Origin of the sequence: Oscillibacter sp. (assembly GCF_032018205.1) — a bacterium.
Classification (GTDB): Bacteria; Bacillota; Clostridia; order Oscillospirales; family Oscillospiraceae; genus Oscillibacter.
The window spans coordinates 13,217-32,843 of sequence record NZ_DALZOY010000002.1 but is presented as its reverse complement, the minus strand read 5'-3'; the positions used below and the strand labels follow the sequence as shown (position 1 = coordinate 32,843).

Annotated in this window: 20 protein-coding genes and 1 pseudogene; 12 read left to right on the top strand and 9 right to left on the bottom strand. The window is 58.1% G+C overall.

All coding sequences use genetic code 11. From position 1 onward, the window contains the following. Positions 1 to 25: 25 nt before the first annotated feature. The 4 genes and pseudogenes from RTU96_RS01645 to RTU96_RS01630 all read right to left on the bottom strand — a co-directional run bounded on the left by RTU96_RS01645 (position 26) and on the right by RTU96_RS01630 (position 2,893). Entirely contained in the window at positions 26 to 1,513 is a 1,488-nt protein-coding gene (locus tag RTU96_RS01645) for a LysM peptidoglycan-binding domain-containing protein (protein WP_312634591.1), read from the bottom strand. A gap of 192 nt (positions 1,514 to 1,705) precedes the next feature. Then, positions 1,706 to 1,993: pseudogene (locus RTU96_RS14725) on the bottom strand (LysM peptidoglycan-binding domain-containing protein); the annotation flags it as partial. A 231-nt stretch (positions 1,994 to 2,224) separates the two neighbouring features. Then, positions 2,225 to 2,626, bottom strand: coding sequence for a hypothetical protein (locus RTU96_RS01635; RefSeq protein ID WP_312634589.1), 402 nt, complete (start codon positions 2,624 to 2,626; stop codon positions 2,225 to 2,227). Positions 2,627 to 2,713: 87 nt separating this feature from the next. After that, positions 2,714 to 2,893, bottom strand: a complete 180-nt coding sequence (locus tag RTU96_RS01630; RefSeq protein WP_312634588.1) for a hypothetical protein — start codon at positions 2,891 to 2,893, stop codon at positions 2,714 to 2,716. Positions 2,894 to 3,113: 220 nt separating this feature from the next. Between RTU96_RS01630 and RTU96_RS01625 the strand changes: the two genes are divergently transcribed. From RTU96_RS01625 to RTU96_RS01610, 4 genes are all read left to right on the top strand, one after another. After that, on the top strand, positions 3,114 to 4,019 hold the full coding sequence (locus RTU96_RS01625) for a selenium metabolism-associated LysR family transcriptional regulator (RefSeq protein WP_312634586.1): 906 nt from the start codon (positions 3,114 to 3,116) through the stop codon (positions 4,017 to 4,019). Between the two features lie 185 nt (positions 4,020 to 4,204). Next, positions 4,205 to 5,320 (top strand): YedE family putative selenium transporter, encoded by a 1,116-nt coding sequence (yedE, locus tag RTU96_RS01620; protein WP_312634585.1) that lies wholly within the window; start codon positions 4,205 to 4,207, stop codon positions 5,318 to 5,320. A 15-nt stretch (positions 5,321 to 5,335) separates the two neighbouring features. Continuing rightward, positions 5,336 to 5,539 carry a sulfurtransferase TusA family protein gene (locus RTU96_RS01615; protein ID WP_312634584.1) on the top strand — a complete coding sequence of 68 codons (204 nt, stop codon included), beginning with the start codon at positions 5,336 to 5,338 and terminating at the stop codon, positions 5,537 to 5,539. Continuing rightward, complete coding sequence (locus RTU96_RS01610) at positions 5,536 to 5,778, top strand: DUF3343 domain-containing protein (protein ID WP_312634583.1); 243 nt, start codon at positions 5,536 to 5,538, stop codon at positions 5,776 to 5,778. Before RTU96_RS01615 ends, RTU96_RS01610 begins: the two co-directional genes overlap by 4 nt. 268 nt (positions 5,779 to 6,046) lie before the next feature. Here RTU96_RS01610 and upp read toward each other — a convergent pair whose 3' ends face one another. The 3 genes from upp to tsaE are packed head-to-tail and all read right to left on the bottom strand — an operon-like array spanning position 6,047 to position 7,811. Beyond that, positions 6,047 to 6,679: a uracil phosphoribosyltransferase gene (upp, locus tag RTU96_RS01605; protein WP_294855753.1), complete on the bottom strand. Its 633-nt coding sequence runs from the start codon at positions 6,677 to 6,679 to the stop codon at positions 6,047 to 6,049. Continuing rightward, a complete protein-coding gene (gene tsaB / locus RTU96_RS01600; RefSeq protein ID WP_312634582.1) occupies positions 6,676 to 7,386 on the bottom strand; it encodes a tRNA (adenosine(37)-N6)-threonylcarbamoyltransferase complex dimerization subunit type 1 TsaB in 711 nt (236 codons plus the stop codon). Before tsaB ends, upp begins: the two co-directional genes overlap by 4 nt. After that, positions 7,383 to 7,811 (bottom strand): tRNA (adenosine(37)-N6)-threonylcarbamoyltransferase complex ATPase subunit type 1 TsaE, encoded by a 429-nt coding sequence (tsaE, locus tag RTU96_RS01595; protein ID WP_312634581.1) that lies wholly within the window; start codon positions 7,809 to 7,811, stop codon positions 7,383 to 7,385. Before tsaE ends, tsaB begins: the two co-directional genes overlap by 4 nt. A gap of 203 nt (positions 7,812 to 8,014) precedes the next feature. On the opposite strand from tsaE, the gene RTU96_RS01590 reads away from it, so the two are divergent. Further along, positions 8,015 to 9,172: an FtsW/RodA/SpoVE family cell cycle protein gene (locus RTU96_RS01590; protein ID WP_312634580.1), complete on the top strand. Its 1,158-nt coding sequence runs from the start codon at positions 8,015 to 8,017 to the stop codon at positions 9,170 to 9,172. A 391-nt stretch (positions 9,173 to 9,563) separates the two neighbouring features. Next, entirely contained in the window at positions 9,564 to 10,649 is a 1,086-nt protein-coding gene (locus RTU96_RS01585) for a metal ABC transporter substrate-binding protein (protein ID WP_312634579.1), read from the top strand. A 37-nt stretch (positions 10,650 to 10,686) separates the two neighbouring features. Here the strand turns inward: RTU96_RS01585 and RTU96_RS01580 are convergent, their stop codons facing one another. After that, positions 10,687 to 11,604 carry an RluA family pseudouridine synthase gene (locus RTU96_RS01580; protein ID WP_312634577.1) on the bottom strand — a complete coding sequence of 306 codons (918 nt, stop codon included), beginning with the start codon at positions 11,602 to 11,604 and terminating at the stop codon, positions 10,687 to 10,689. A 230-nt stretch (positions 11,605 to 11,834) separates the two neighbouring features. Here RTU96_RS01580 and RTU96_RS01575 point away from each other — a divergent pair, with 230 nt between their 5' ends. The 3 genes from RTU96_RS01575 to RTU96_RS01565 all read left to right on the top strand — a co-directional run bounded on the left by RTU96_RS01575 (position 11,835) and on the right by RTU96_RS01565 (position 15,577). Continuing rightward, positions 11,835 to 13,613 (top strand): ABC-F family ATP-binding cassette domain-containing protein, encoded by a 1,779-nt coding sequence (locus RTU96_RS01575; RefSeq protein WP_312634575.1) that lies wholly within the window; start codon positions 11,835 to 11,837, stop codon positions 13,611 to 13,613. 179 nt (positions 13,614 to 13,792) lie between these two features. Next, entirely contained in the window at positions 13,793 to 14,158 is a 366-nt protein-coding gene (locus tag RTU96_RS01570; RefSeq protein ID WP_312634573.1) for a BlaI/MecI/CopY family transcriptional regulator, read from the top strand. A gap of 27 nt (positions 14,159 to 14,185) precedes the next feature. Continuing rightward, entirely contained in the window at positions 14,186 to 15,577 is a 1,392-nt protein-coding gene (locus RTU96_RS01565) for a M56 family metallopeptidase (protein ID WP_312634572.1), read from the top strand. A 208-nt stretch (positions 15,578 to 15,785) separates the two neighbouring features. On the opposite strand, the gene RTU96_RS01560 is transcribed toward RTU96_RS01565, so the two are convergent. Further along, complete coding sequence (locus RTU96_RS01560) at positions 15,786 to 16,235, bottom strand: CBS domain-containing protein (protein WP_312634571.1); 450 nt, start codon at positions 16,233 to 16,235, stop codon at positions 15,786 to 15,788. 190 nt (positions 16,236 to 16,425) lie between these two features. Between RTU96_RS01560 and RTU96_RS01555 the strand changes: the two genes are divergently transcribed. The 3 genes from RTU96_RS01555 to gltA all read left to right on the top strand — a co-directional run bounded on the left by RTU96_RS01555 (position 16,426) and on the right by gltA (position 19,526). Next, complete coding sequence (locus tag RTU96_RS01555) at positions 16,426 to 17,085, top strand: Crp/Fnr family transcriptional regulator (protein WP_312634570.1); 660 nt, start codon at positions 16,426 to 16,428, stop codon at positions 17,083 to 17,085. 211 nt (positions 17,086 to 17,296) lie between these two features. After that, a complete protein-coding gene (locus RTU96_RS01550; protein ID WP_294855733.1) occupies positions 17,297 to 18,139 on the top strand; it encodes a sulfide/dihydroorotate dehydrogenase-like FAD/NAD-binding protein in 843 nt (280 codons plus the stop codon). Between the two features lies 1 nt (position 18,140). Continuing rightward, positions 18,141 to 19,526 carry an NADPH-dependent glutamate synthase gene (gene gltA, locus RTU96_RS01545; RefSeq protein ID WP_312634568.1) on the top strand — a complete coding sequence of 462 codons (1,386 nt, stop codon included), beginning with the start codon at positions 18,141 to 18,143 and terminating at the stop codon, positions 19,524 to 19,526. Positions 19,527 to 19,627: the final 101 nt, after the last annotated feature.

Sequence of the window (19,627 nt, the reverse complement as noted above, 5' to 3'; positions counted from 1 at the left end):
GGAGGGGAGAAAAAGCATAGAAAGCTTATTCCTTCGGAATGCAGATGCGCTGGCATTTCACAAGGTTTTCGAAGTCCACATTGGGATTTGCCGCCATAATTGCCGCGGGAGGGAGGTTAAACTGATTTGCAATCCGGTTGAGGGTGTCCCCGCACTTGACGGTGTAACGGCAGGCCGACCCTTGGCAGCGATTCATGGGGATAAGGATATACGTGCCCTCCTTCAGGCAGTAAAGCTGCATATTGGGGTTGCTTCGAATAATGCTCTCCACGCTGACACAGTGGGCTTTTGCGATTTTGCAGATGTTGTCGCATTTCTTCACTCTGTACAGGAACGTATCGGTGGAAGCCTGCGGCTGTGTGGATGGCTGGGTGGACGGTTGTGCAGGCGGCTGCGTGGGCATCTGCACGGGTGGTTCCATATCGGCCGGAATGCAGATCACGCTTCCGATGCGCAGGTTCTGGGGATCCAGGCCGGAGTTGAGGTCCATGATGCTCCGCACGCTGACGCCGTACGTCTGGGAAAGTTTCCAGAGGGTGTCGCCCTGCCGAATGGTATAGGGGAAGGTTTCGTCTCCGCAGATAGTGGGCAAAGCAGTCGGTGTGGTGGGTTTTGTGGTTGTGGTTTCCGAAGACTTTGACGTCACAGAGGGGTAGGTGATCTTGGGCGCGGTAATGGTTGGCGCGGTGATAGAGGGAGGGGTAAAGGAGGGCGGCGTGATGCCCGTAGACGTAATAGATGGGAACGTAAAGGAAGGAGCCGTAATAGTCGGGCCGGTAATGGTTGGGGGCGTAATCGTAATAGGCATCGTAACAGACGGTTCCGGCGCGGGGGCAAATGGGACACAGATTACAGCGCCCACCTGCAGATTTTGGGACTCCAGCCCAGGATTGAGCTTGAGAATGCTTTGCACGCTAACGCCGTAAATCTGGGCGAGCTTCCATAGAGTGTCCCCCTGTTGAAGCGTATAGGAAAACGTTTCGTCCCCGCAGACGATGGGGGGCTTCGGTGTAGGCGTGACAGGTTTGGGAGCGGGTGTAACGGGCTTTGGCGCGGGAGTAACCGGCTTCGGCGTGGGGGCAAAGGGAATGCAGATTACAGTGCCCACCTGCAGATTTTGGGATTCCATCCCGGGATTGAGTTTGAGAATGCTTTCTACGCTGACACCGTAAATCTGGGCGAGCTTCCAGATGGTATCTTCCCGTTGAATTGTATAAGAGAAGGTCCCATCCCCGCAGACGACAGGGGGCTTGGGCGCAGGGACAACGGGCTTAGGCGCAGGCATAACCGGCTTTGGCGCGGGAGTAACCGGCTTCGGAGTGGGCACGAGGGGAATGCAGATCACGTCTCCAGCCTGCAAATTGTCGGCTTCCAGCCCCGGGTTGAGCTTGAGGATGCTCTCCATACTGACGCCGAAAACCTGCACCAGCCGCCACAAGGTATCGCCTCGCTGAACCGCATAGGAGAAGGTTTCGTCCCCGCAGACGGGGGACGGCGCGGGCGGAGTCGGCATAGGAGTTGGAACAGGCGTAGGAGTTGGAACAGGCGTAGGAGTTGGAACAGGCGTAGGAGTCGGCGTAGGCATAGGAACTGGAGTAGGCATAGGGGTAGGAGCCGGCGGCTGCGGTGCGGGTGCGGGCGCAAGAGGAATGCAGACTACATCGCCGATTTGCAGGTTTCGGGCGTCCACGCCCGGATTGAGGTCCAGAATGCTTTGCAAGCTGACTCCGTGGGTTTGGGAGAGCTTCCACAAGGTGTCTCCAGTACGAATTATGTACGAGGAGGCACCCCTTGGACAAGTGCGGGGCGCGGGTGAAGTGGATGGGGGCGACGGAGATACGGAGGATGTGGACGCAGGGATGCAGAGCGTTGCGCCAATCTTCAGATTCCGTGGATCAACGCCCGGGTTGAGGTCCAGAATGCTCTGGACGCTGACGCCGTTTGCCTGAGAGAGTTTCCAGAGCGTATCTCCGCTTTTGATGGTGTGCTGCATAGAGTTTGAAGGACATGTTTTCGAATACATCTGATACATATATAAACACCTTGCATCTGTTAAAATTGACGGGAGGAACAGCTCGCTGTTCCATCTTATGCAGGGTGCGCACGTTTGCCCCTAAACCGGAGGCAATGAAAAAGCGCGCCGTCCGAAGACGGCGCCTTTTTATTGCGGACGTATGCCGCTCCGGGCATTTGGGACAAAGCGGCTTTGCCGGGTGCGGAGAGGTTAGTAGAGAGACTCGGTAAAATCCACTAGCTCAATGTTGTCAAATTCTACGCTATTAAAATGAAGTCCCGGACCTGCGCTCCTTGTCCGCCAGTCGTATGTAATCCGTGCCTCGATGGGGAACCACCGCCCGGAGGTGCCCTCCTTGACCAAGGCCCTAAAAATACCCTTTTGACGATAAGTCTGATTGGGGGTAATGGGGGTGTACTGTTCGGAAGGCTCAAAATTTGACTCCAGCATTAAGAGAGATTTCGGCTTGACGCCGTAGTTAATCCAATCCAAAAGGGCCGTTTCGGATTCCTGGGTGGGCAAAAAACGGGCCTCGCCTAAAAAAACGCCCGTTTCGATGTTGTAAGCGTCCACACTGGGGTTGATTAGCTGGGTAAACACGTCCGCAATCACTCCTCTCCTCACCGTATTTTATGACGGCGCAGAGCGGAATAACACAGCGTTTTGGAGATTTTGCAGCCCGCGTTCCGCTGGAAAGGACTACCGGCCACGCCATAGTTCCGGATTCAACTGGATAAACATGGCGGCAAAGGGCAGCAGAATCAGCAGACCCAGCCCGTCCATCCCACAAAGGGCCCACGACAGGAAAAGGCCCGCCGCGAGGGCCAGAGTGCCCAGCAGAAGTCGGACGCGCGGCAGCAGGTGAAAGATACGTTTCATAGTTCCTCCCGGGCGCATGTGTTGCGCCCGACCTTGATTTTAGAGGAAAATTGCCGCGAAATTTGTCGAAAACCGGGGAGGGGTTGACAGTCGGGGGGAAAAAGCCCTATCATAGAGCGACAGAAAGCTCGTGTGCCTGCTTTGCGTCCGGAAGGTCCCGGGTCTGCAAAGCCGGATCGTCCGGATGGGAGATGCGCCCGCCGGGATTGTGAGGATGGATATGCTGAGAATCAATTTGAAACAACTGGAAGCGTTCACCGCCACGGCGGAATACGGCAGCTTTACCAGAGCGGCGGAGGAGCTTTACCTCACGCAGTCTACCGTCAGCGCGCATATTCTTGCGCTGGAGGAGGCCATGGGCGTTCAACTGATTCTGCGGGGCGCACGGCGCAAGCTGACGCTGACGGAAGAGGGGCGGCGGGTTTATGGTGCGGCGCGGGACATTCTGGACCGCTGCCGCCTGTTGCAGGACCCCATGGCGGCGGAGGGTCGGGTGGAGCTGAGCGTCGGCGCGTCCACGGTTCCGGCCCAGTATTTGCTGCCGGGGCTGCTCTCCGGCTTTCTCCAGCGCCACGGGGAAAGCCGCTTTCTTCTCCGCAGGGGGGACAGCGCGCAGGTTCACAGCCTTTTGAGTCAGGGCGAGGTGCGCATCGGCGTGGTGGGCGCCGCGCCGGATCGGCGGACCTTTTCCTGCCAGACCCTGTGCGAAGACCGGCTGGTGCTGGTCACCGCCGTCACGGAACGGTTTCAGGCCCTGAAGGCCCGGGGGACCTGCGGACGGGATATGATAGAAGAGCCCTTCATCATCCGTGAGGAGACCTCTGGCACCCGTCAGGCCGCGGAGACGTATTGGAGAAAGCACGGCATTCTGCCGGAGAAGCTGCATGTTGTTGCCTGTATGGACAATCCGGAGGCCATCCGCCGCAGCGTGGCGGGGGGAATGGGCGTTTCGGTGATGTCGGAGCTGTCCGTGCGGGAAGAGGCGGAGGCCGGTCGGCTGCTGACCTTTGAGCTGGACGAGGAAGGCTTTTCCCGGCGGATTTATCTCGTCTGGCGCAGGGACGTGAGTCTCAGCCGGACGGAGCAGGCGTTTGTGAGCTACCTGAAGGCGGAGCTGAAAAGATAAAATACGGAGAGCGGACTTGTGCCGCTCTCCGTATTTTTTACAAAAAAACACAGACCATCGTAAAAAACGATAGTAACTATTGCGAAATTGTAAACAAAGATTGGCCTTTCTTTCGAAACTATTTTATAATAAATCCCAATGACCATGGAAAAATACGGAAATTTTGTATAGTTGGGAGAGTTAAAATGAAAAAGGTGAATTGGGTTGTGGTGGCTGCCGGCGGACTGGTGGGTCTGGCGGCGGTGGCGCTGACAATGCTGGGAAACCCCGCCAACATGGGCTTTTGTATTGCCTGCTTCCTGCGGGACATTGCCGGCGCGGTGGGACTTCACGGTGCGGCCAAGGTGCAGTATGCCCGTCCTGAGGTCATCGGACTGGTGCTGGGCGCGTTCATCATGTCCGTGGCCGGGAAGGAATTCCGGGCAAAGGCGGGCTCCTCTCCCGCCACACGGTTTGTTCTGGGCGTCTTTGTCATGATCGGCGCGCTGGCATTTTTGGGCTGCCCGCTGCGGATGGTGCTGCGCCTTGGCGGAGGAGACGCTAACGCCATTGTGGGCCTTGTGGGCTTCACGCTGGGCATTCTGGTGGGCGTGCAGTTCCTCAAGCGGGGTTTTTCTTTGAAGCGGGCCTATGAGGTGGGCCGGGCAGAAGGCGGCGTGCTGCCCGCCGTGATGGCGGGGCTGCTGCTGATTCTGCTGGCGGTTCCTTCTCTGCTAAAGTTCAGCGAGGAGGGCCCCGGCTCCAAGCACGCGCCCGCGCTGATTGCACTGATGGTTGCTCTGGTGGTGGGCGCGCTTGCCCAGCGGGCCAGACTGTGCACCGTGGGCGGTATCCGGGATGCGCTGCTGTTTCAGGATTTCAAGCTGCTGTACGGGTTCATTGCCATTTTCCTTGTGGTGCTGGTGGGTAATCTCATCAATGGGAATTTCCACTTCGGCTTTACGCTTCAGCCCGTGGCCCATAGCAGCCACCTTTGGAATCTGCTGGGCATGACGCTGGTGGGCTGGGGTTCCGTACTGCTGGGCGGCTGCCCGCTGCGCCAGTTGATTCTGGCCGGTGAGGGCAACGGCGATTCCGCTGTCACCGTGTTCGGAATGATCGTGGGCGGCGCGCTGGCCCACAACTTTGGTCTGGCGGGCAATCCCGATGCGCTGAACGAGGCGAAGGAGCTGGTGGTCGGCGGAATCTCTAACACCGGCAAGGTCGCGGTGCTTCTGGGCTTTGCGGTGCTGGCTGTAATTTCCGTGGTAAACCTGCCAAAAGAGGAGAAAGTTGCCGCCCGGCAGACGACGGCGGTATAGGAGGAGGAATTCAGAATGATTGACGCAAGAGGCTATTCCTGTCCCACCCCTGTGGTGATGGTGCAAAAAGAGGTGAAGCAGAGCAGTCCTGCGGAGCTGGAGGTTTTGGTGGACAACCAGTGCTCCGTGGAAAACGTGACCCGCTATGCGGGCTCAAGCGGCTATCAGGTGTCCATGACGTCAGAGGGCCGGGACTTCCGCCTGCTGCTCAAAAAATGAGCTGCTATGTTGCCACGTTTTACACCCATCTGGCGGCGCTGACCACCGCCCGCGCACTGGCTAACCGGGGCGTTTTCGCCAAGATGATGCCCACGCCCCGGAAGCTCAGCTCTTCCTGCGGCACCTGCCTGCGCTACGAGGCGGAGGACCCCTGCCTTTCGGACATGGACGTAGATATGGAGCAGGTCTGCACGCTGGAGGCGGGGGAGCAATACACCGTGCTGATCAAAAACGCGTGACGCGGGGTGGATAAGGGTCTTCGCGTTTCGGAAGGGCGACGGGAAGATTTCTGGTGCTGTTTCAGGCAAAGTCGAGTGCCTTTAAGGTGTTCCGGGCCACTTTAGAGCCATTTTCGAAGGCCTAAGTTGCTTCCGCACGATTGAGACTTCAAAAAATAAACCCCACCGTTTTAAACGGTGGGGTTCATTTTTAAATTGAGGACAATACGGTTTTCTCACGAGTACAGATAATTTAAGAGCGCACAGTGGTTCCGTCCCGCGAGATAAATTACTTTGTGCCGAAAATCCGGTCCCCCGCGTCGCCAAGACCGGGGACGATATAGCCGTGGTCGTTCAGGTGGTCGTCCAGCGCCGCGATATAGATTTCCACATCGGGATGGTCTTTTTCCACGCGCTTGATGCCCTCCGGCGCGGCAAGCACGTCCATCAGCTTAATATGCTTGCAGCCGTATTCCTTCATGAAGGTGATGGCGGCGGAGGCGGAGCCGCCCGTGGCAAGCATGGGGTCCACGATGATCACGTCCCGTTCCGCGATGTCGGCGGGCATTTTGCAGTAATACTTCACTGGCTCCAGCGTTTCCGGGTCCCGAAACAGGCCGATATGCCCAACCCGGGCGGCGGGAATCATTTTCAAAACGCCGTCCACCATGCCGAGGCCCGCCCGCAGAATGGGCACAATGGCAAGCTTTTTGCCCGCCAGAGTCTTGAAAACGCCGGGAGCCACGGGAGTTTCCACCTCCACATCCTCCAGAGGCAGGTCACGGGTGGCCTCGTAGGTCATCAGCATGGCAATTTCGCACACCAGTTCCCGGAAGTCCTTGGTGCTGGTGTCCTTGTTGCGCAGGATGGTCAGCTTGTGCTGAAGCAGGGGATGGTTCAGAATGTGGGTGTTGTCGTTCATGTCGCGTTCTCCTTCTTTATTCTGTCTCGCAGCCGCTCCGCCTGAGCGGGGCGCAGATATACGGGGGAAAGGTTCTGGGCTGTGGTCAGCGCGCCTGCTTCGGCCAGCTCTCCGGCGGCAAGGGCCACGCCCACGGCGTGTTGATGCACCAGTCTTGCAGGCGCTAAGGCGCAGGAGATTCCCGCCTCCTCCAGCGCCCGTTGGCACAGAGCGCCGCCGTCGCCCACGGCAATGAGCGGGCGGGGGTCGCCCCGCAGTTCCTCGGCCAAATCCGCAAGGCCGATGGCCCGATCCTCACACAGACGGGTGAGCTTGCCGTCCTTCGCTTCAAACAGGGCGTTGTAGACTTGCGACCGGCGGGCGTCCATGGCGCAGACAATCAGGCCATTCATATGGCTCAGCCCCAGCGCCATGGCGTACAGCGTGGAAACGCCTGCGGCCGGAAGATTTGCGGCGAAGGCCAGCCCCTTTGCGGCGGCCACGCCGATGCGGATGCCGGTAAAGGACCCCGGCCCGGCGGCCACGGCAATCAGACCCAAATCAGCCACGCTTAAATCCGCGTTTTTCAGTAAAGATTCCACCATGGGCATCAGAGTCCGGCTGTGGGTCAGCCCGGTGTTTTGATAGCAGGAGGCCAGCACCTGCCCGTCCTCCGTCACGGCGGCAGAGCATGCCTTGGCGGAGGTTTCCAGCGCTAAAATTTTCAAAAGCCGTCCACTCCCTCCACCGTAATACCGCGCCAGCTGTCGCTCTCCGGGCGGCGGGAAAGGCGCACCCACACCGTGTCCTCCGGTAGCGCGTCTTCCACCCGCTCGCTCCACTCCACGGCGCACACGCCGCCCCGGCCCGGGTAATCCTCCCAGCCGATGTCAAACAGCGCGTCGGAGTCCGGCAGGCGGTACATATCGAAGTGAAACAGCGGGATGCGGCCCTCGTACTCGTTGACAATGGTGAAGGTGGGGCTTGTGACCCGGCCCGTACAGCCAAGTCCCCGGGCAAGCCCCCGGGTAAACGCCGTTTTCCCCATGCCCAGCTCTCCCTGAAAGGCCAGCACGGTCCCCGGTGACAGACGCTTTCCCAGCGCCTCGCCGATGGCCTCCGTCTCGGCCTCGCTGTGGGACAGATACTCCATTTTTCCGCCTCCTCTCCCGGAACGCCGCCGCGCAATTTTCGGCCTTGGCCCAAAATGCGGTGGACGTGCCCTAAAAAATTACCGGAAATAGTATAGCACAGTTTTTTCTCCGTGTAAAAACAAATTTCATTGGTTTACACGCCGTACCTCCTGTGGTATACTATATACTCTGTAAAATCACGGTTTTTCTGATAGGAGATGCCATGTTCAACCGTCTTCGCGCCACACTGTCCGATTTTTTTCAGCAGGCTGATTTAGTCCTGCTGGGCCTTTGCTGCGGGTGTACTCTGTTTGGAATGGTGCTGATTGCCAGTGCCACCCGATACATGGGGACCGGCAGTATGATTAGATTTGTAGGTGTTCAGGGTGCGGCCATGCTGATTGGTCTTGTTGCCTACGTGCTGCTGTCCATGGTGAATGTGGAGCTTTTGGTGAAGCACTGGAAGCTGATTCTGGGGGCCGGCATAGTGCTTCTCCTGCTGCTGCGAACGCCGCTGGGCGTCACCCGCAACGGAAACCGGGCATGGCTGGAGATTCCCCATGTGCCCTTTTCCATCCAGCCGGCGGAGGTAGTGAAGATTGCCTTCATCATTCTTTTGTCCAAGCAGCTTGAATGGGTCAAGGAACGGCGGCGGGAGCTGAAAAGCCTTGGCAGTGTGGCGGGGCCCACGGGGCACCTCCTGTTTATGGTGGGGCTGATTTATGTGGTGTCCAGCGACATGGGAAGCGCGCTGGTCTATGTGTTCATCTTTGTGTGCGTCGCGCTGGTGGCGGGGGTTGCGTGGCGATGGTTTATCCTCGGCGGCGGGGGAATGGCGGCAGGGGTTCTGGCGCTGTATTTTATGGGAAAGCTGCCCTCCCACATGGCGGACCGGTTCCGCGTGCTGTTTGACCACAGCTTTGACCCACGGGGCGTTGGCTGGCAGCAGACCCGTGGACTGCTGGCTCTGGGCAGCGGTGGCTGGTTCGGGCAAGGGCTGTTTCAGGGAACCCAGACTCAGGCGGGCCGGGGCGCTCTGCCGGAGCGGCATACGGACTTTATCTTTGCCATGATTGGCGAGGAGCTGGGCTTTTTCGGGTGTCTCCTGGTGATTGTGCTGCTGACGGCGATTATCCTGCGCTGCCTGTGGGTGGCGCGGCGGGCCACCACGGACTATGCCCGGCTGGTGTGTGTAGGCATCGCGGGGATGCTAATTTTCCAGACGGTGGAAAACATCGGCATGTGCCTGTTCGTCATGCCCGTCATCGGGCTGACACTGCCCTTTTTTAGCTATGGAGGCTCCTCCATCGTCACGCTGTTTGCCGCCATGGGAATTGTCTCTGGCGTGAAAAAACGGGCGCTGATGAACTGGAACCGATAGTCATCGCAATTTGTTAAGGTAAAATAGGCCCCCGCGCTCCGCGAAGCGGAGCGCGGGGGCCTTTCCTTCGGGAATATTCGAGCCGGAACACTTCAACCGAGACCGCTGTGAGGAATGGTGGAAAAAGGCGACGAAGCATGAGCGCGGAGAGCAAAATGTGAAGGCGGCGGGGCGTAAGGTCTCGCCGCTTTCTGCTTTGCGGCAGGAGTTTTCCGCTGGGTTGCGGTTTTGCTTTGTCTGCCGAAAAGTCTGACGGAGCAATTCCAAGCTTACCTTTGTGCGGTGTTGCCCTAGGAGTAAAAAAACTGGAAAATTTGGGGTTGCAATTTTATTTTGGCTGTGCTATACTTCCGAATATGAAAATCGTTCTCAATTTGAAAGGAGCATTACATTGAAGATAAATATGTTAAAGCTGCTGGCTGTGGTGTCCGCCGCAGCGGTGCTGGCTGGCTGCGGTGCGACGGGGGGTGCCGCGCAAAGCGCGGGAGGCGCAGCTTCTTCTCAGAAGCAGGAAGCTAAGTTGCGGGTGACGACCACCGTGTTCCCCGCGTATGACTTTGCCCGGGCCGTGTGCGGCGATCTGGCGGAGGTGACGCTGCTGCTGCCCCCCGGGGCGGAGAGCCACAGCTATGAGCCTACGCCAAAAGATATCGTGAACGTAGGAAGCAGCGATCTGTTTTTGTATCTGGGCGGCGAGTCCGACACATGGGTGGAGACACTTTTGAAGACCGTGGACGACGGTGTGAGCCGCATGAAAATGATGGACTGCGTGGAGCTGAAGGAAGAGGCTGAGATCGAGGGGATGACCGCAGAGGAGGGCCACAGCCACAGCGGAGACGACCATGATCACGACGAGGATGTGCATGACGAAGACGCGGAGCACCACGATGAAGATGCCCACGCCAACGATGAGGACGAGCATGACGAGGACGGGGCCGGACAGGTTTTGGAGTACGACGAGCATGTGTGGACCTCACCGGTGAACGCCGCCGCCATCACCACCGCCATCGGAGAGCGAATGGCGGAGCTGGACCCGGCGAACGCGGAGAATTATCGGGCTAACGCGGCGGACTATTCAGAAAAGCTGATGGCGCTGGACAAGGAGTTTGAGGACTTCTTTGCAACGGTTTCCAATAAGACCATGGTGTTTGGCGACCGCTTCCCCCTGCGGTACTTTGCGGATGAATACGGAATCAACTGCTATGCCGCTTTCCCCGGGTGCAGCACCCAGACCGAGCCTTCCGCCGCCACCATTGCGTTTTTGACGGAGAAGGTGAAGGAAGAAAAACTTGGAACGGTGTACTATATCGAATTTTCCAACCATCTGGTGGCGGACAGCATCGCGGAAGCCACCGGCGCGCAAACCGCGTTGTTCCATAGCTGCCACAATGTTTCCAAGGCGGAGATGGACGCGGGAGCCACCTATCTCACGCTGATGGAAGGAAATCTGGAAACGCTGAAAACCACCATGAAGTAAAAAAGGCCGCCGGGAGACAGCTTTGTCCCCCGGCGGTTTATTTTGTCAGTTCTTTGTCTGTGGGTCCGGGTTTCTCAAGCAGGCGGGCCATGTCCTCCGGCAGGGGAGCGAAAAGCTCCAACGGCTGACCGGTGATGGGATGGGTCAGCGCCATCCGGTAAGAATGGAGAGCCGGGCGGGCAATCAGGTCCGGGTCCTCCGTGCCGTAGAGCCAGTCTCCCGCCAGAGGGCAGCCCACCGCCGCCATGTGGACCCGAAGCTGGTGAGTCCGTCCTGTCTCGGGAAGCAGCCGAAGAAGGGACAAGCCGCTCCGCGTCTCCAAAACCTGATACCGACTGATAGCGGCCTGTCCGTCGGGACGGACGGCGCGGCGGACGACGGAAGCTTCGTCCCGCCCGATAGGCAGGTCGATGATTCCCTCGGCTGGCTGGGGCCCCCCCACACACACGGCCCGGTACTCCCGAAAAAATCCTCCAGTATGAAGGGTTTTGCGCAACAGATCGTGAACATGCCCGCTTTTGGCAACCGCCATCAACCCCGTGGTACCCTTGTCCAAACGGTTTACCGCGTGAAAAATGAAATCCGTTCCACGGGAGTAGGCCAGCGCGCCTGCCACGGTGGGGGTGTCCGGCAGGAAATTGGATACGTGGGCCGTCATGCCCGCAGGCTTGTTGACAACCAAAAGATGCTCGTCCTCCCAAACCACCGGCAGGGGCCACGGCCCCGGCACGGGGGCCTCGCGCTGCTGGCGGACGTCCCCGCTTTCGGCGCTCACCGTATCGCCGGGGGAAAGGACGAAGGTGGTGCGGGCGGGCCGCCCGTTTACCAGAATGCCCCCCTCAGCGCGGGTCAGGCGGGAGATAGCATGGGAGGAAAAGTGCAGCTTTTGCTTTAGAACATGGCGGACGGTGAGACCGGCCTCCGCATCCAAAACGCGGTGAGAAACATAGGGCATGGCTTGTGCTCCCTTCCTCCGGCGGCAAAATCCGCTGCGGGGCGATGATGAATTGCCGCAAGGCTAAAAAACACGGCTGAAAGCTGAAAAATAATTGCTTCTCGGCTATTTTAGCACACGCCGGGCGGCAGGGCAAGCAGGCCCGGCTTGCGCGATGGGGCCGGGTGTAGTAAAATAGAGGAGAAAACAAACGGTGCGGACCCTGTGTCCGGGCCTTGAAGGAGGACCCTATGCTGATCTCGGCGGAACGGCTGTCCATCAATTTTGGCGGCAGGCAGTTGTTGGAGGATGTGAATTTTTATCTGAACGAGGGCGAGCGGGTGGGCGTCATCGGCGTGAACGGAACCGGAAAGTCCACCTTTTTGCGAGTGCTGGCCCGGGTGATTGAGCCGGACAGCGGCACGGTGCGCCGGGACCCCAACGTGCAGGTGAGCTTTCTTTCCCAGAACCCGGAGCTGGACGACGGCGCCACCGTTTTAGAGCAGGTATTTCTCAGCTTTCCCAAGGAGTTTCGGGCGCTGAACGAATATGAAGCGGTATCTATGCTGACCCGGCTGGGGATTTCGGACACGGAGCAGAAAATCGGTACGCTTTCCGGCGGACAGCGCAAGCGGGTGGCCCTTGCGGCGGCGCTGATTCACCCGGCGGATGTGCTGATTTTGGACGAGCCGACCAACCATCTGGATGCGGAGATGGTTTCCTGGCTGGAGGAGCGGCTGCGCCGGTGGACCGGGGGGCTTGTGATGGTGACCCACGACCGCTATTTTCTGGAGCGGGTGGCGAATCACATCACCGAGGTGGACCGAGCAAAGCTTTATCACTACGAGGCGAACTACTCCAAATATCTGGAGCTGAAGGAACAGCGCGCCGAGATCGCGCAGGCGGGAGAGCGGAAGCGTCAGGCGATTTTAAAGGTGGAGCGGGAGTGGATCATGCGGGGCTGCCGCGCCCGGAGCACCAAGAGCCGGGATCGGATTGAGCGGTATGAAGCCTTGAAAGATCAGGACGCGCCGGAGACGGATGAGGCCGTGCGCCTGTCTGCGTCCTCAAGCCGTCTGGGAAAGAAAATTATCGAGCTGGACGATGTGTCCAAAGCCTTTGACGGAAAAACCGTCCTCTCCCATTTTTCTTACGGTGTTCTGCGGGACGACCGCATCGGCATCGTGGGCCGCAACGGCGCGGGAAAATCCACCCTGTTGAACCTGATTGCCGGGCGGCTGGAGCCGGACGGCGGCAGCGTGGACGTGGGGGCCACGGTGCGGATCGGCTTCTTCTCGCAGGAGGGGCGGGAGCTGGATTTAAACCAGCGGGTATATGATTTCATCCGGGGTATTTCCGACGAGGTGAAAACCGAGGAGGGGACGCTCTCTGCCAAGGACATGATGGAGCGGTTTCTGTTTCCGCCGGAGCTGCAATCGGTTCCCGTGGGCCGCCTCTCCGGCGGTGAGCGGCGAAGACTGTATCTGCTCAGCATTTTGATGTCCGCGCCCAACGTGCTGCTGCTGGACGAGCCGACCAACGATTTGGATGTGACCACCCTTTCTATTTTGGAGGATTATCTGGACACCTTTCCCGGCCCGATTCTTGCGGTGTCCCACGACCGGTTTTTTCTGGACCGGCTTTCCGGGCAGATTTTTGCCGTGGGCGAGGAGGGCCGGGTGGAGCGGTACACCGGCAACTGGTCGGACTATACGCGCAAGCGGCAGGAAGCGGAGCGGCCCCCAGTCCCGGAAAAGGCCGAGCGGGAGGACAGCCGCCGCCCGAGGGAAAAGAAGCTGAAGTTCACCTTCAAGGAGCAGCGGGAGTTTGAGAGCATCGACGGGGAGATGGCTGCGCTGGAGGAAGAATTGAAGGCCGTAGCCGCTGAAATGGGAGATTGCGGCAGTGATTATGTGAAGCTTCAGGCGCTGACGGAGCGGCAGGAGACGGTGCAGGCGGCGCTGGAGGAAAAAACCGAGCGCTGGATGTATCTGAACGAACTGAAGGAGCGGATTGACGCGCAGGAATAGCACGTTGCCCAGCCAACCTATAACCTGCGCTGTACCCGGCCCAAAGGCGGGTACAGCGCATTTTTCTGCGGTTAAGCCGACAGGCGGTTTGGCTGGTTTAAAAACCGTATTGACAAACCGGTTTATTTAGAATAAACTAAGGCTGGTTTACTCGGAGTAGACTGGATTGGGGGCGCTTTATGCCTGAAATGAAGCTAGGGGCCGTGGAGTCCCGTTTTGCGGAGATTATTTGGGAGAACGAACCGCTGCACTCGCGGGAGCTGGTGAAGCTGTGTGAGGGGGAGCTAAAATGGAACCGCTCCACCACCTATACGGTGCTTCGCAAGCTCTGCGGCCGGGGAATTTTTAAAAACGAGGGCGGCACAGTTGCATCCGTTTTGTCCCGGCAGGAGTTTTACGCGGTGCAGAGCAGGCAATTTGTGGACGATGCCTTTGACGGCTCGCTTCCGGCGTTCATTGCCGCGTTTACCCGGAGAAAGGACTTGTCGGTGGAGGAGGCGGCGGAAATTCGCCGCATGATTGACGATGCTGTGGAAGAGGGGTGAGCCATGGACGCGGTATTTCTCGAGATAGTGAATAGGAGCATCGCAGCGGGATGGTTGATTTTGGCCGTGGCTGCCCTGCGCTTTTTACTGAAAAAAGCGCCTAAGTGGGTGCCCTGCGCTTTGTGGGCGGTGGTCGCCCTTCGGCTGGTGTGCCCGGTTTCATTCGAGAGTGTGTTCAGCCTGATTCCAAGCGCACAGACTGTTTCCCGGTCGGCGATTACAGGCGGTTCGTTTGATATCAATTCGGGCTTAAATGCAATTGATGCGCCGTTCAACGCGTATTTCGGGAAGCATGCCTACGAAAGCGCTGGGGAGATGGGCGGTATCGGCGGCGGGCTGACGAAGCTTTTGCCATGGGTTTGGCTTACGGGGATAGCGGTCATGCTTCTGTATGCGGGGATCAGCTATCTGAAGCTGTACAGGCGGGTAAAGCCGTCGCTCCATGTCCGGGATGCTATCTGGATTTGCGATGATATCAAAACGCCGTTTCTTTTGGGCGTTGCAAGGCCCCGGATATATCTTCCCTCCGCCATGGACGAATTGCAGCAGGCCTATGTAATTGCCCACGAGCTGGCCCATCTGAAACGCCGGGACCACTGGTGGAAGCCGCTGGGATTTCTGCTTCTGGCGGTGTATTGGTTTCATCCTCTCATATGGCTGGCATACGGTCTGTTCTGCCGGGACATTGAGCTGGCCTGTGATGGAAAGGTTGTTTGTTCAATGGAAAAAAGCGACAGAATCGCCTATTCCGAGGCGCTGCTTTCGTGCAGCGTTTCGGGCAAAAAGAGGATGGCCTGCCCGCTGGCCTTTGGCGAGGTGGGGGTGAAGGAACGGATTAAATCCGTTCTGCACTATAAAAGGCCGGCGTTTTGGGTCGTCGCAGTGTCTGTATGCGCCTGCGTAGCGGTGGCCGTGTGCTTTTTGACGAACCCGAAAAAGGAAGCGGCGCTGGCGATGCTGGCGGAGACGGAGCAAGCGTCTTTACCCGGCGGGGATGGAGAAATCGTCTTTTCAAGCATCTTTACCTATCACGGCGTGGACTACGACCTGACGGAGCGCAATCAGGCCATCAATGCGCTGATGGGCCAATATCCGGTTGGAAAATATATCGTTGTCGAGGGTCATACGGGGCCGAAAAACTTGATTTACTGTGTGTTTGACACCGAAGCAGAACAGTTTATAAAGGATTTTGCAGGCACGAATCTTATCTGGCGGGGCGATGATCTCACAACGGCGGTCTACTCCTTCTGGTCAGAGATCTATGATTACGAGGGCAAGTATCTTGCGTCCGTGGAGTTGCCGGAGGACGGCGGGTATATCAGGGAGCTTGCATTTTCAGAGGACGGAACGGAACTGATTGTGACAATTCTTGCCGCCAGCGGAGACGAGATGGAGACAACAATTGATATCGGTGGTTAAGTGAAAGCCGAAGCGGATAGCCTGTCAGCTTACCGCCGCGGTTTGGACAGCTTCACTCTCCTGCCCCGGGAGCAACCGGAAAAAATCGGAAAGAAAACAGCCCGGGCCCAATCAGGTCCGGGCTGTTTTGTGCTGTGATACTCCTAGGGGAGGTTGTCCCTCTCCCGGCGCGGTTCTTTTATGCGCCGCGCCGCGAGATGGGATAAGCTCAGACAATTCTTTGAAGCTGGGGCCCCGCCGCAAACTCGGCGCTTTGGGAAAGGCGGCTGAGAATGTCCTTCCGGGTGACGATGCCAATAAACTTCCCCAGGTCGTCCACCACCGGAATAAAATTCTGATTCAGGGCCAGAGAGAGCAGATGTTCGATAGAAGCGGTGATGGGGACGGCCGTATAAGTATTGTCCCGGAGAAGGTCCTGCACAAACAGCTTTTCCGCCGTCTTTTTGGTAAAAACCCCGTCCTGTGCGTCCTCCACGTCCAGCAGCCGCCAGAGGAAATCGCCCTCGCTGACGGTGCCGATATAGGTTCCGTCCCGTGCGATGACGGGAATGGCGGAGTAGCCATGCCGCCGCATTTTTTCCAGACCCTGACGAAACGTGAAATCGTCATACAGATAGGACACGCTGTTCTTCGGCGTCAGGAAATAAGCGATGTTCACACGCATACCTCTCTTCATTTTTTATTCTGGCAACGGTGTGCCGGAATTTGTAAGTTTACTATAACCGATTTTTACCTGTGAATGATGAACAAATTTTTAAATTGCATTGCCCGGGAAAAGAAACTTTACAATGGCAAAAATTTGTGTTAAAATGTGATAAATGCAACAAAATTAAAAGGGAGGCACTCTCATGCTGTCAAAAGAGGAATTGGAGGGAAGCCCGATTTTTGAAGGAATCAGCTACGAGAATTATCTTGCCATGCTTAACTGCTTTCAGGCGGTGCAAAAGAGCTATCGCCCTGAGGAGGTAGTCTACGATTTCAGCCGCGCCGGGGAGCAGGTGGGGATTCTGGAGCGGGGGGAGGCCTCCCTCATCCGCATTGACGAGGACGGGGTTTCAACAGTTCTGGAAAACCTCACCGCCGGAAATGTCTTTGGCCGCAGTCTTGCCTTCTCCGGGGATGTAAGCGACAGCCTGGAGGTGGTGTGCCGGACGGCCTGCGACGTGCTGTATATTGATTTTCCCCACATATTAAAGCGGTGTGAGAAAGCCTGCCAGCACCACAGCCTGCTGGTGCGGAACATGCTGAGACTGATTACCGAGAAGGCCCAGACACTGGCGGGGCGTGTGGACGTACTCTCCCGCCGCTCCATCCGGGATAAGCTCCTGTGCTACTTTCGCCAGCAGGCCGAGCGGGAGGGGAGCGCCACCTTCACCCTGCCGTTTTCTCTGAGCATGCTGGCGGATTATATCGCCACGGACCGCAGCGCCATGATGCGGGAGCTGAAGCATCTCAGGCAGGAGAAGCTGATTCAGGCGGAGGGACGGGAGATCACGCTGCTGTGCTGAGAAGCGGGCCGATGCGACGGAGCAAGGGGTCTGGAGGTCGAAAGACTGCGGAAAAGCGAATGCCCGTCTGATATCTACAAATGGTACAAAAATTTAGTTAAAAATTTGACAAAAAAGTCGGGGGAATTGATTTGACGCACTGTGGCCCGTGTGCTAACATGAAAGTACTGTGAAATTCAGGCAAGAGCAATATGAGGAAAGAAGGAAAACTATGTTTCGAATCGTGAGAAAAGAGGCGCTCAAGCCCACCGTCGTGCTGTTTGAGGTTGAAGCCCCCATGATCGCAAAGAAGGCCCAGCCCGGCCAGTTCATCATCCTTCGGGTGGATGAGAACGGCGAGCGCGTCCCCCTGACGATCCATGATTACGACCGCGAGAAGGGCACTGTCAGCATCATTGTCCAAATTGTGGGTGCCACGACGGAGAAGCTGAACCGTCTGAATGAGGGCGACTGTCTTCAGGACTTTGTTGGCCCTCTGGGCAAGGCCACCGAGACGGAGGGAAAGAAGAAGGTCTGCGTGGTAGGCGGCGGTGTGGGCTGTGCAATTGCGTACCCCGTGCTGAAAAAGTTCCACGACGACGGGGCGGAGGTCCATGCGGTTATCGGCTTTAAAAGCGCGGATCTGGTGATTTTGGAGGACAAGTTCAAGGCCGCCTCCTCCATCCTGGAAATCTGCACCGACGACGGGTCCTACGGACGGAAAGGTCTGGTCACCGACGCGCTGAAGGAGCTGATCGACGCCGGAAACCAGTACGACGAGATTTTTGCCATCGGCCCCATGATTATGATGAAATTCGTCTCCAAGACCACCGAGCCTTACGGCATTCCCACCACCGTGTCTATGAGCCCCATCATGATCGACGGCACGGGCATGTGCGGCGGCTGCCGCCTGAGCGTTGGCGGCGAGACAAAGTTTGCCTGCGTGGACGGCCCCGATTTCGACGGGCATAAGGTTGACTGGGATCTGGCGGTGAAGCGCAGCCGGATGTACAGCGACTTTGAGAAGCACAAGCATGAGGAAACCTGCAATCTGTTCAGCAAGGAGGCCGAGTGATATGCCTAATATGTCTTTGAAGAAAAACCCCATGCCCGCGCAGGACCCCAACGTCCGCAACAAGAACTATGAAGAGGTCACGCTGGGATATACCGAGGAAATGGCGCTGGACGAGGCAAAGCGCTGCCTCAACTGCAAGAACAAGCCCTGTGTAAGCGGCTGTCCCGTGATGATTCATATTCCCGAGTTTATCGCCGAGGCTGCCAAGGGCAACTTTGAAGAGGCGTATCAGATCATTGCCCAGACCAGCTCTCTGCCTGCCGTGTGCGGCCGGGTCTGCCCGCAGGAAAGCCAGTGCGAGAAGTACTGCGTCCGCGGCATCAAGGGTGAGCCGGTGGGCATCGGCCGACTGGAGCGGTTTGTTGCCGACTGGCACAACAACCACGCCTGCGACGCGCCCCCCAGACCCGCGCTCAACGGGCATAAGGTGGCCGTGATCGGCTCCGGCCCCGCGGGTCTTACTTGCGCGGGCGACCTTGCCAAAAAGGGCTATGACGTCACCGTGTTTGAGGCACTGCACCTTGCGGGCGGCGTTCTGGTGTACGGCATCCCTGAGTTCCGTCTGCCCAAGGCCATTGTCCAGAAAGAAGTGGACGGGTTGAAGGCGCTGGGCGTCACCGTTGCCACGGACACCGTGGTGGGCCGCACCATCTCCATCGACGAGCTGATGGAGGAGGAGGGCTTCGAGGCCGTGTTCATCGGCTCTGGCGCGGGCCTGCCCATGTTTATGAGCATTCCGGGCATCAACTATAAGGGCGTGTTCTCCGCCAACGAGTTTTTGACCCGTATCAACCTGATGAAGGCTTACCTGCCCGATTCCGACACGCCCATCATCCACCCCAAAAAGGTGGCGGTGGTTGGCGGCGGCAACGTGGCCATGGATGCGGCCCGCTGCTCTAAGCGGCTGGGTGCCGAGGTACATATTGTTTATCGCCGTGGCATGGAAGAGCTTCCCGCCCGTCACGAGGAGGTGGAGCACGCCGAGGAAGAGGGCGTCATCTTCAACACCCTCAACAACCCCGTGGAGATTTTGGCGGATGAGGACGACAACGTTCGCGCCATCCGCTGCATCAAGATGGAACTGGGCGAACCGGACGCTTCCGGCCGCCGCAGCCCCGTGGAGATTGTCGGCAGCGAGTTTGACATGGAGGTGGACTGCGTCATCATGGCGCTGGGCACCAGCCCCAACCCCCTGATCAAGAGCACCACCGAGGGGCTGGAGGTCAACCGCAAGGGCTGTATCGTGGTGAACGAGGAGGGACTTACCTCCCGCCCGGGCGTTTACGCCGGCGGCGACGCTGTCACCGGCGCGGCCACAGTGATTCTGGCCATGGGTGCGGGCAAAACCGCCGCCAAGGCAATTGACGAGCAGTTGAACAAGGCGTAATACGGCGCTTCGGTGCAAAACGCCCACGGGGCAATGCAGGCAGCCATCAAACAACTGTGAACCGGGGGCCAAGAAAAACCGAAAACGCAAAGCAGCGGCGG

Bases quoted from the DNA above. Each gene is read 5' to 3' on its own strand.
- RTU96_RS01580 (WP_312634577.1), bottom strand. From the start codon at position 11,604: ATGCCCTATGTTTCTCACCGCGTTTTGGATGCGGAGGCCGGTCTCACC.
- RTU96_RS01550 (WP_294855733.1), top strand. From the start codon at position 17,297: ATGTTTCGAATCGTGAGAAAAGAGGCGCTCAAGCCCACCGTCGTGCTG.
- RTU96_RS01555 (WP_312634570.1), top strand. From the start codon at position 16,426: ATGCTGTCAAAAGAGGAATTGGAGGGAAGCCCGATTTTTGAAGGAATC.
- upp (WP_294855753.1), bottom strand. From the start codon at position 6,679: ATGAACGACAACACCCACATTCTGAACCATCCCCTGCTTCAGCACAAG.
- RTU96_RS01575 (WP_312634575.1), top strand. From the start codon at position 11,835: ATGCTGATCTCGGCGGAACGGCTGTCCATCAATTTTGGCGGCAGGCAG.
- RTU96_RS01630 (WP_312634588.1), bottom strand. From the start codon at position 2,893: ATGAAACGTATCTTTCACCTGCTGCCGCGCGTCCGACTTCTGCTGGGC.
- RTU96_RS01625 (WP_312634586.1), top strand. From the start codon at position 3,114: ATGCTGAGAATCAATTTGAAACAACTGGAAGCGTTCACCGCCACGGCG.
- tsaE (WP_312634581.1), bottom strand. From the start codon at position 7,811: ATGGAGTATCTGTCCCACAGCGAGGCCGAGACGGAGGCCATCGGCGAG.
- RTU96_RS01615 (WP_312634584.1), top strand. From the start codon at position 5,336: ATGATTGACGCAAGAGGCTATTCCTGTCCCACCCCTGTGGTGATGGTG.
- RTU96_RS01590 (WP_312634580.1), top strand. From the start codon at position 8,015: ATGTTCAACCGTCTTCGCGCCACACTGTCCGATTTTTTTCAGCAGGCT.
- RTU96_RS01610 (WP_312634583.1), top strand. From the start codon at position 5,536: ATGAGCTGCTATGTTGCCACGTTTTACACCCATCTGGCGGCGCTGACC.
- yedE (WP_312634585.1), top strand. From the start codon at position 4,205: ATGAAAAAGGTGAATTGGGTTGTGGTGGCTGCCGGCGGACTGGTGGGT.
- gltA (WP_312634568.1), top strand. From the start codon at position 18,141: ATGCCTAATATGTCTTTGAAGAAAAACCCCATGCCCGCGCAGGACCCC.
- RTU96_RS01570 (WP_312634573.1), top strand. From the start codon at position 13,793: ATGCCTGAAATGAAGCTAGGGGCCGTGGAGTCCCGTTTTGCGGAGATT.
- RTU96_RS01645 (WP_312634591.1), bottom strand. From the start codon at position 1,513: ATGCCGACTCCGCCCGCGCCGTCCCCCGTCTGCGGGGACGAAACCTTC.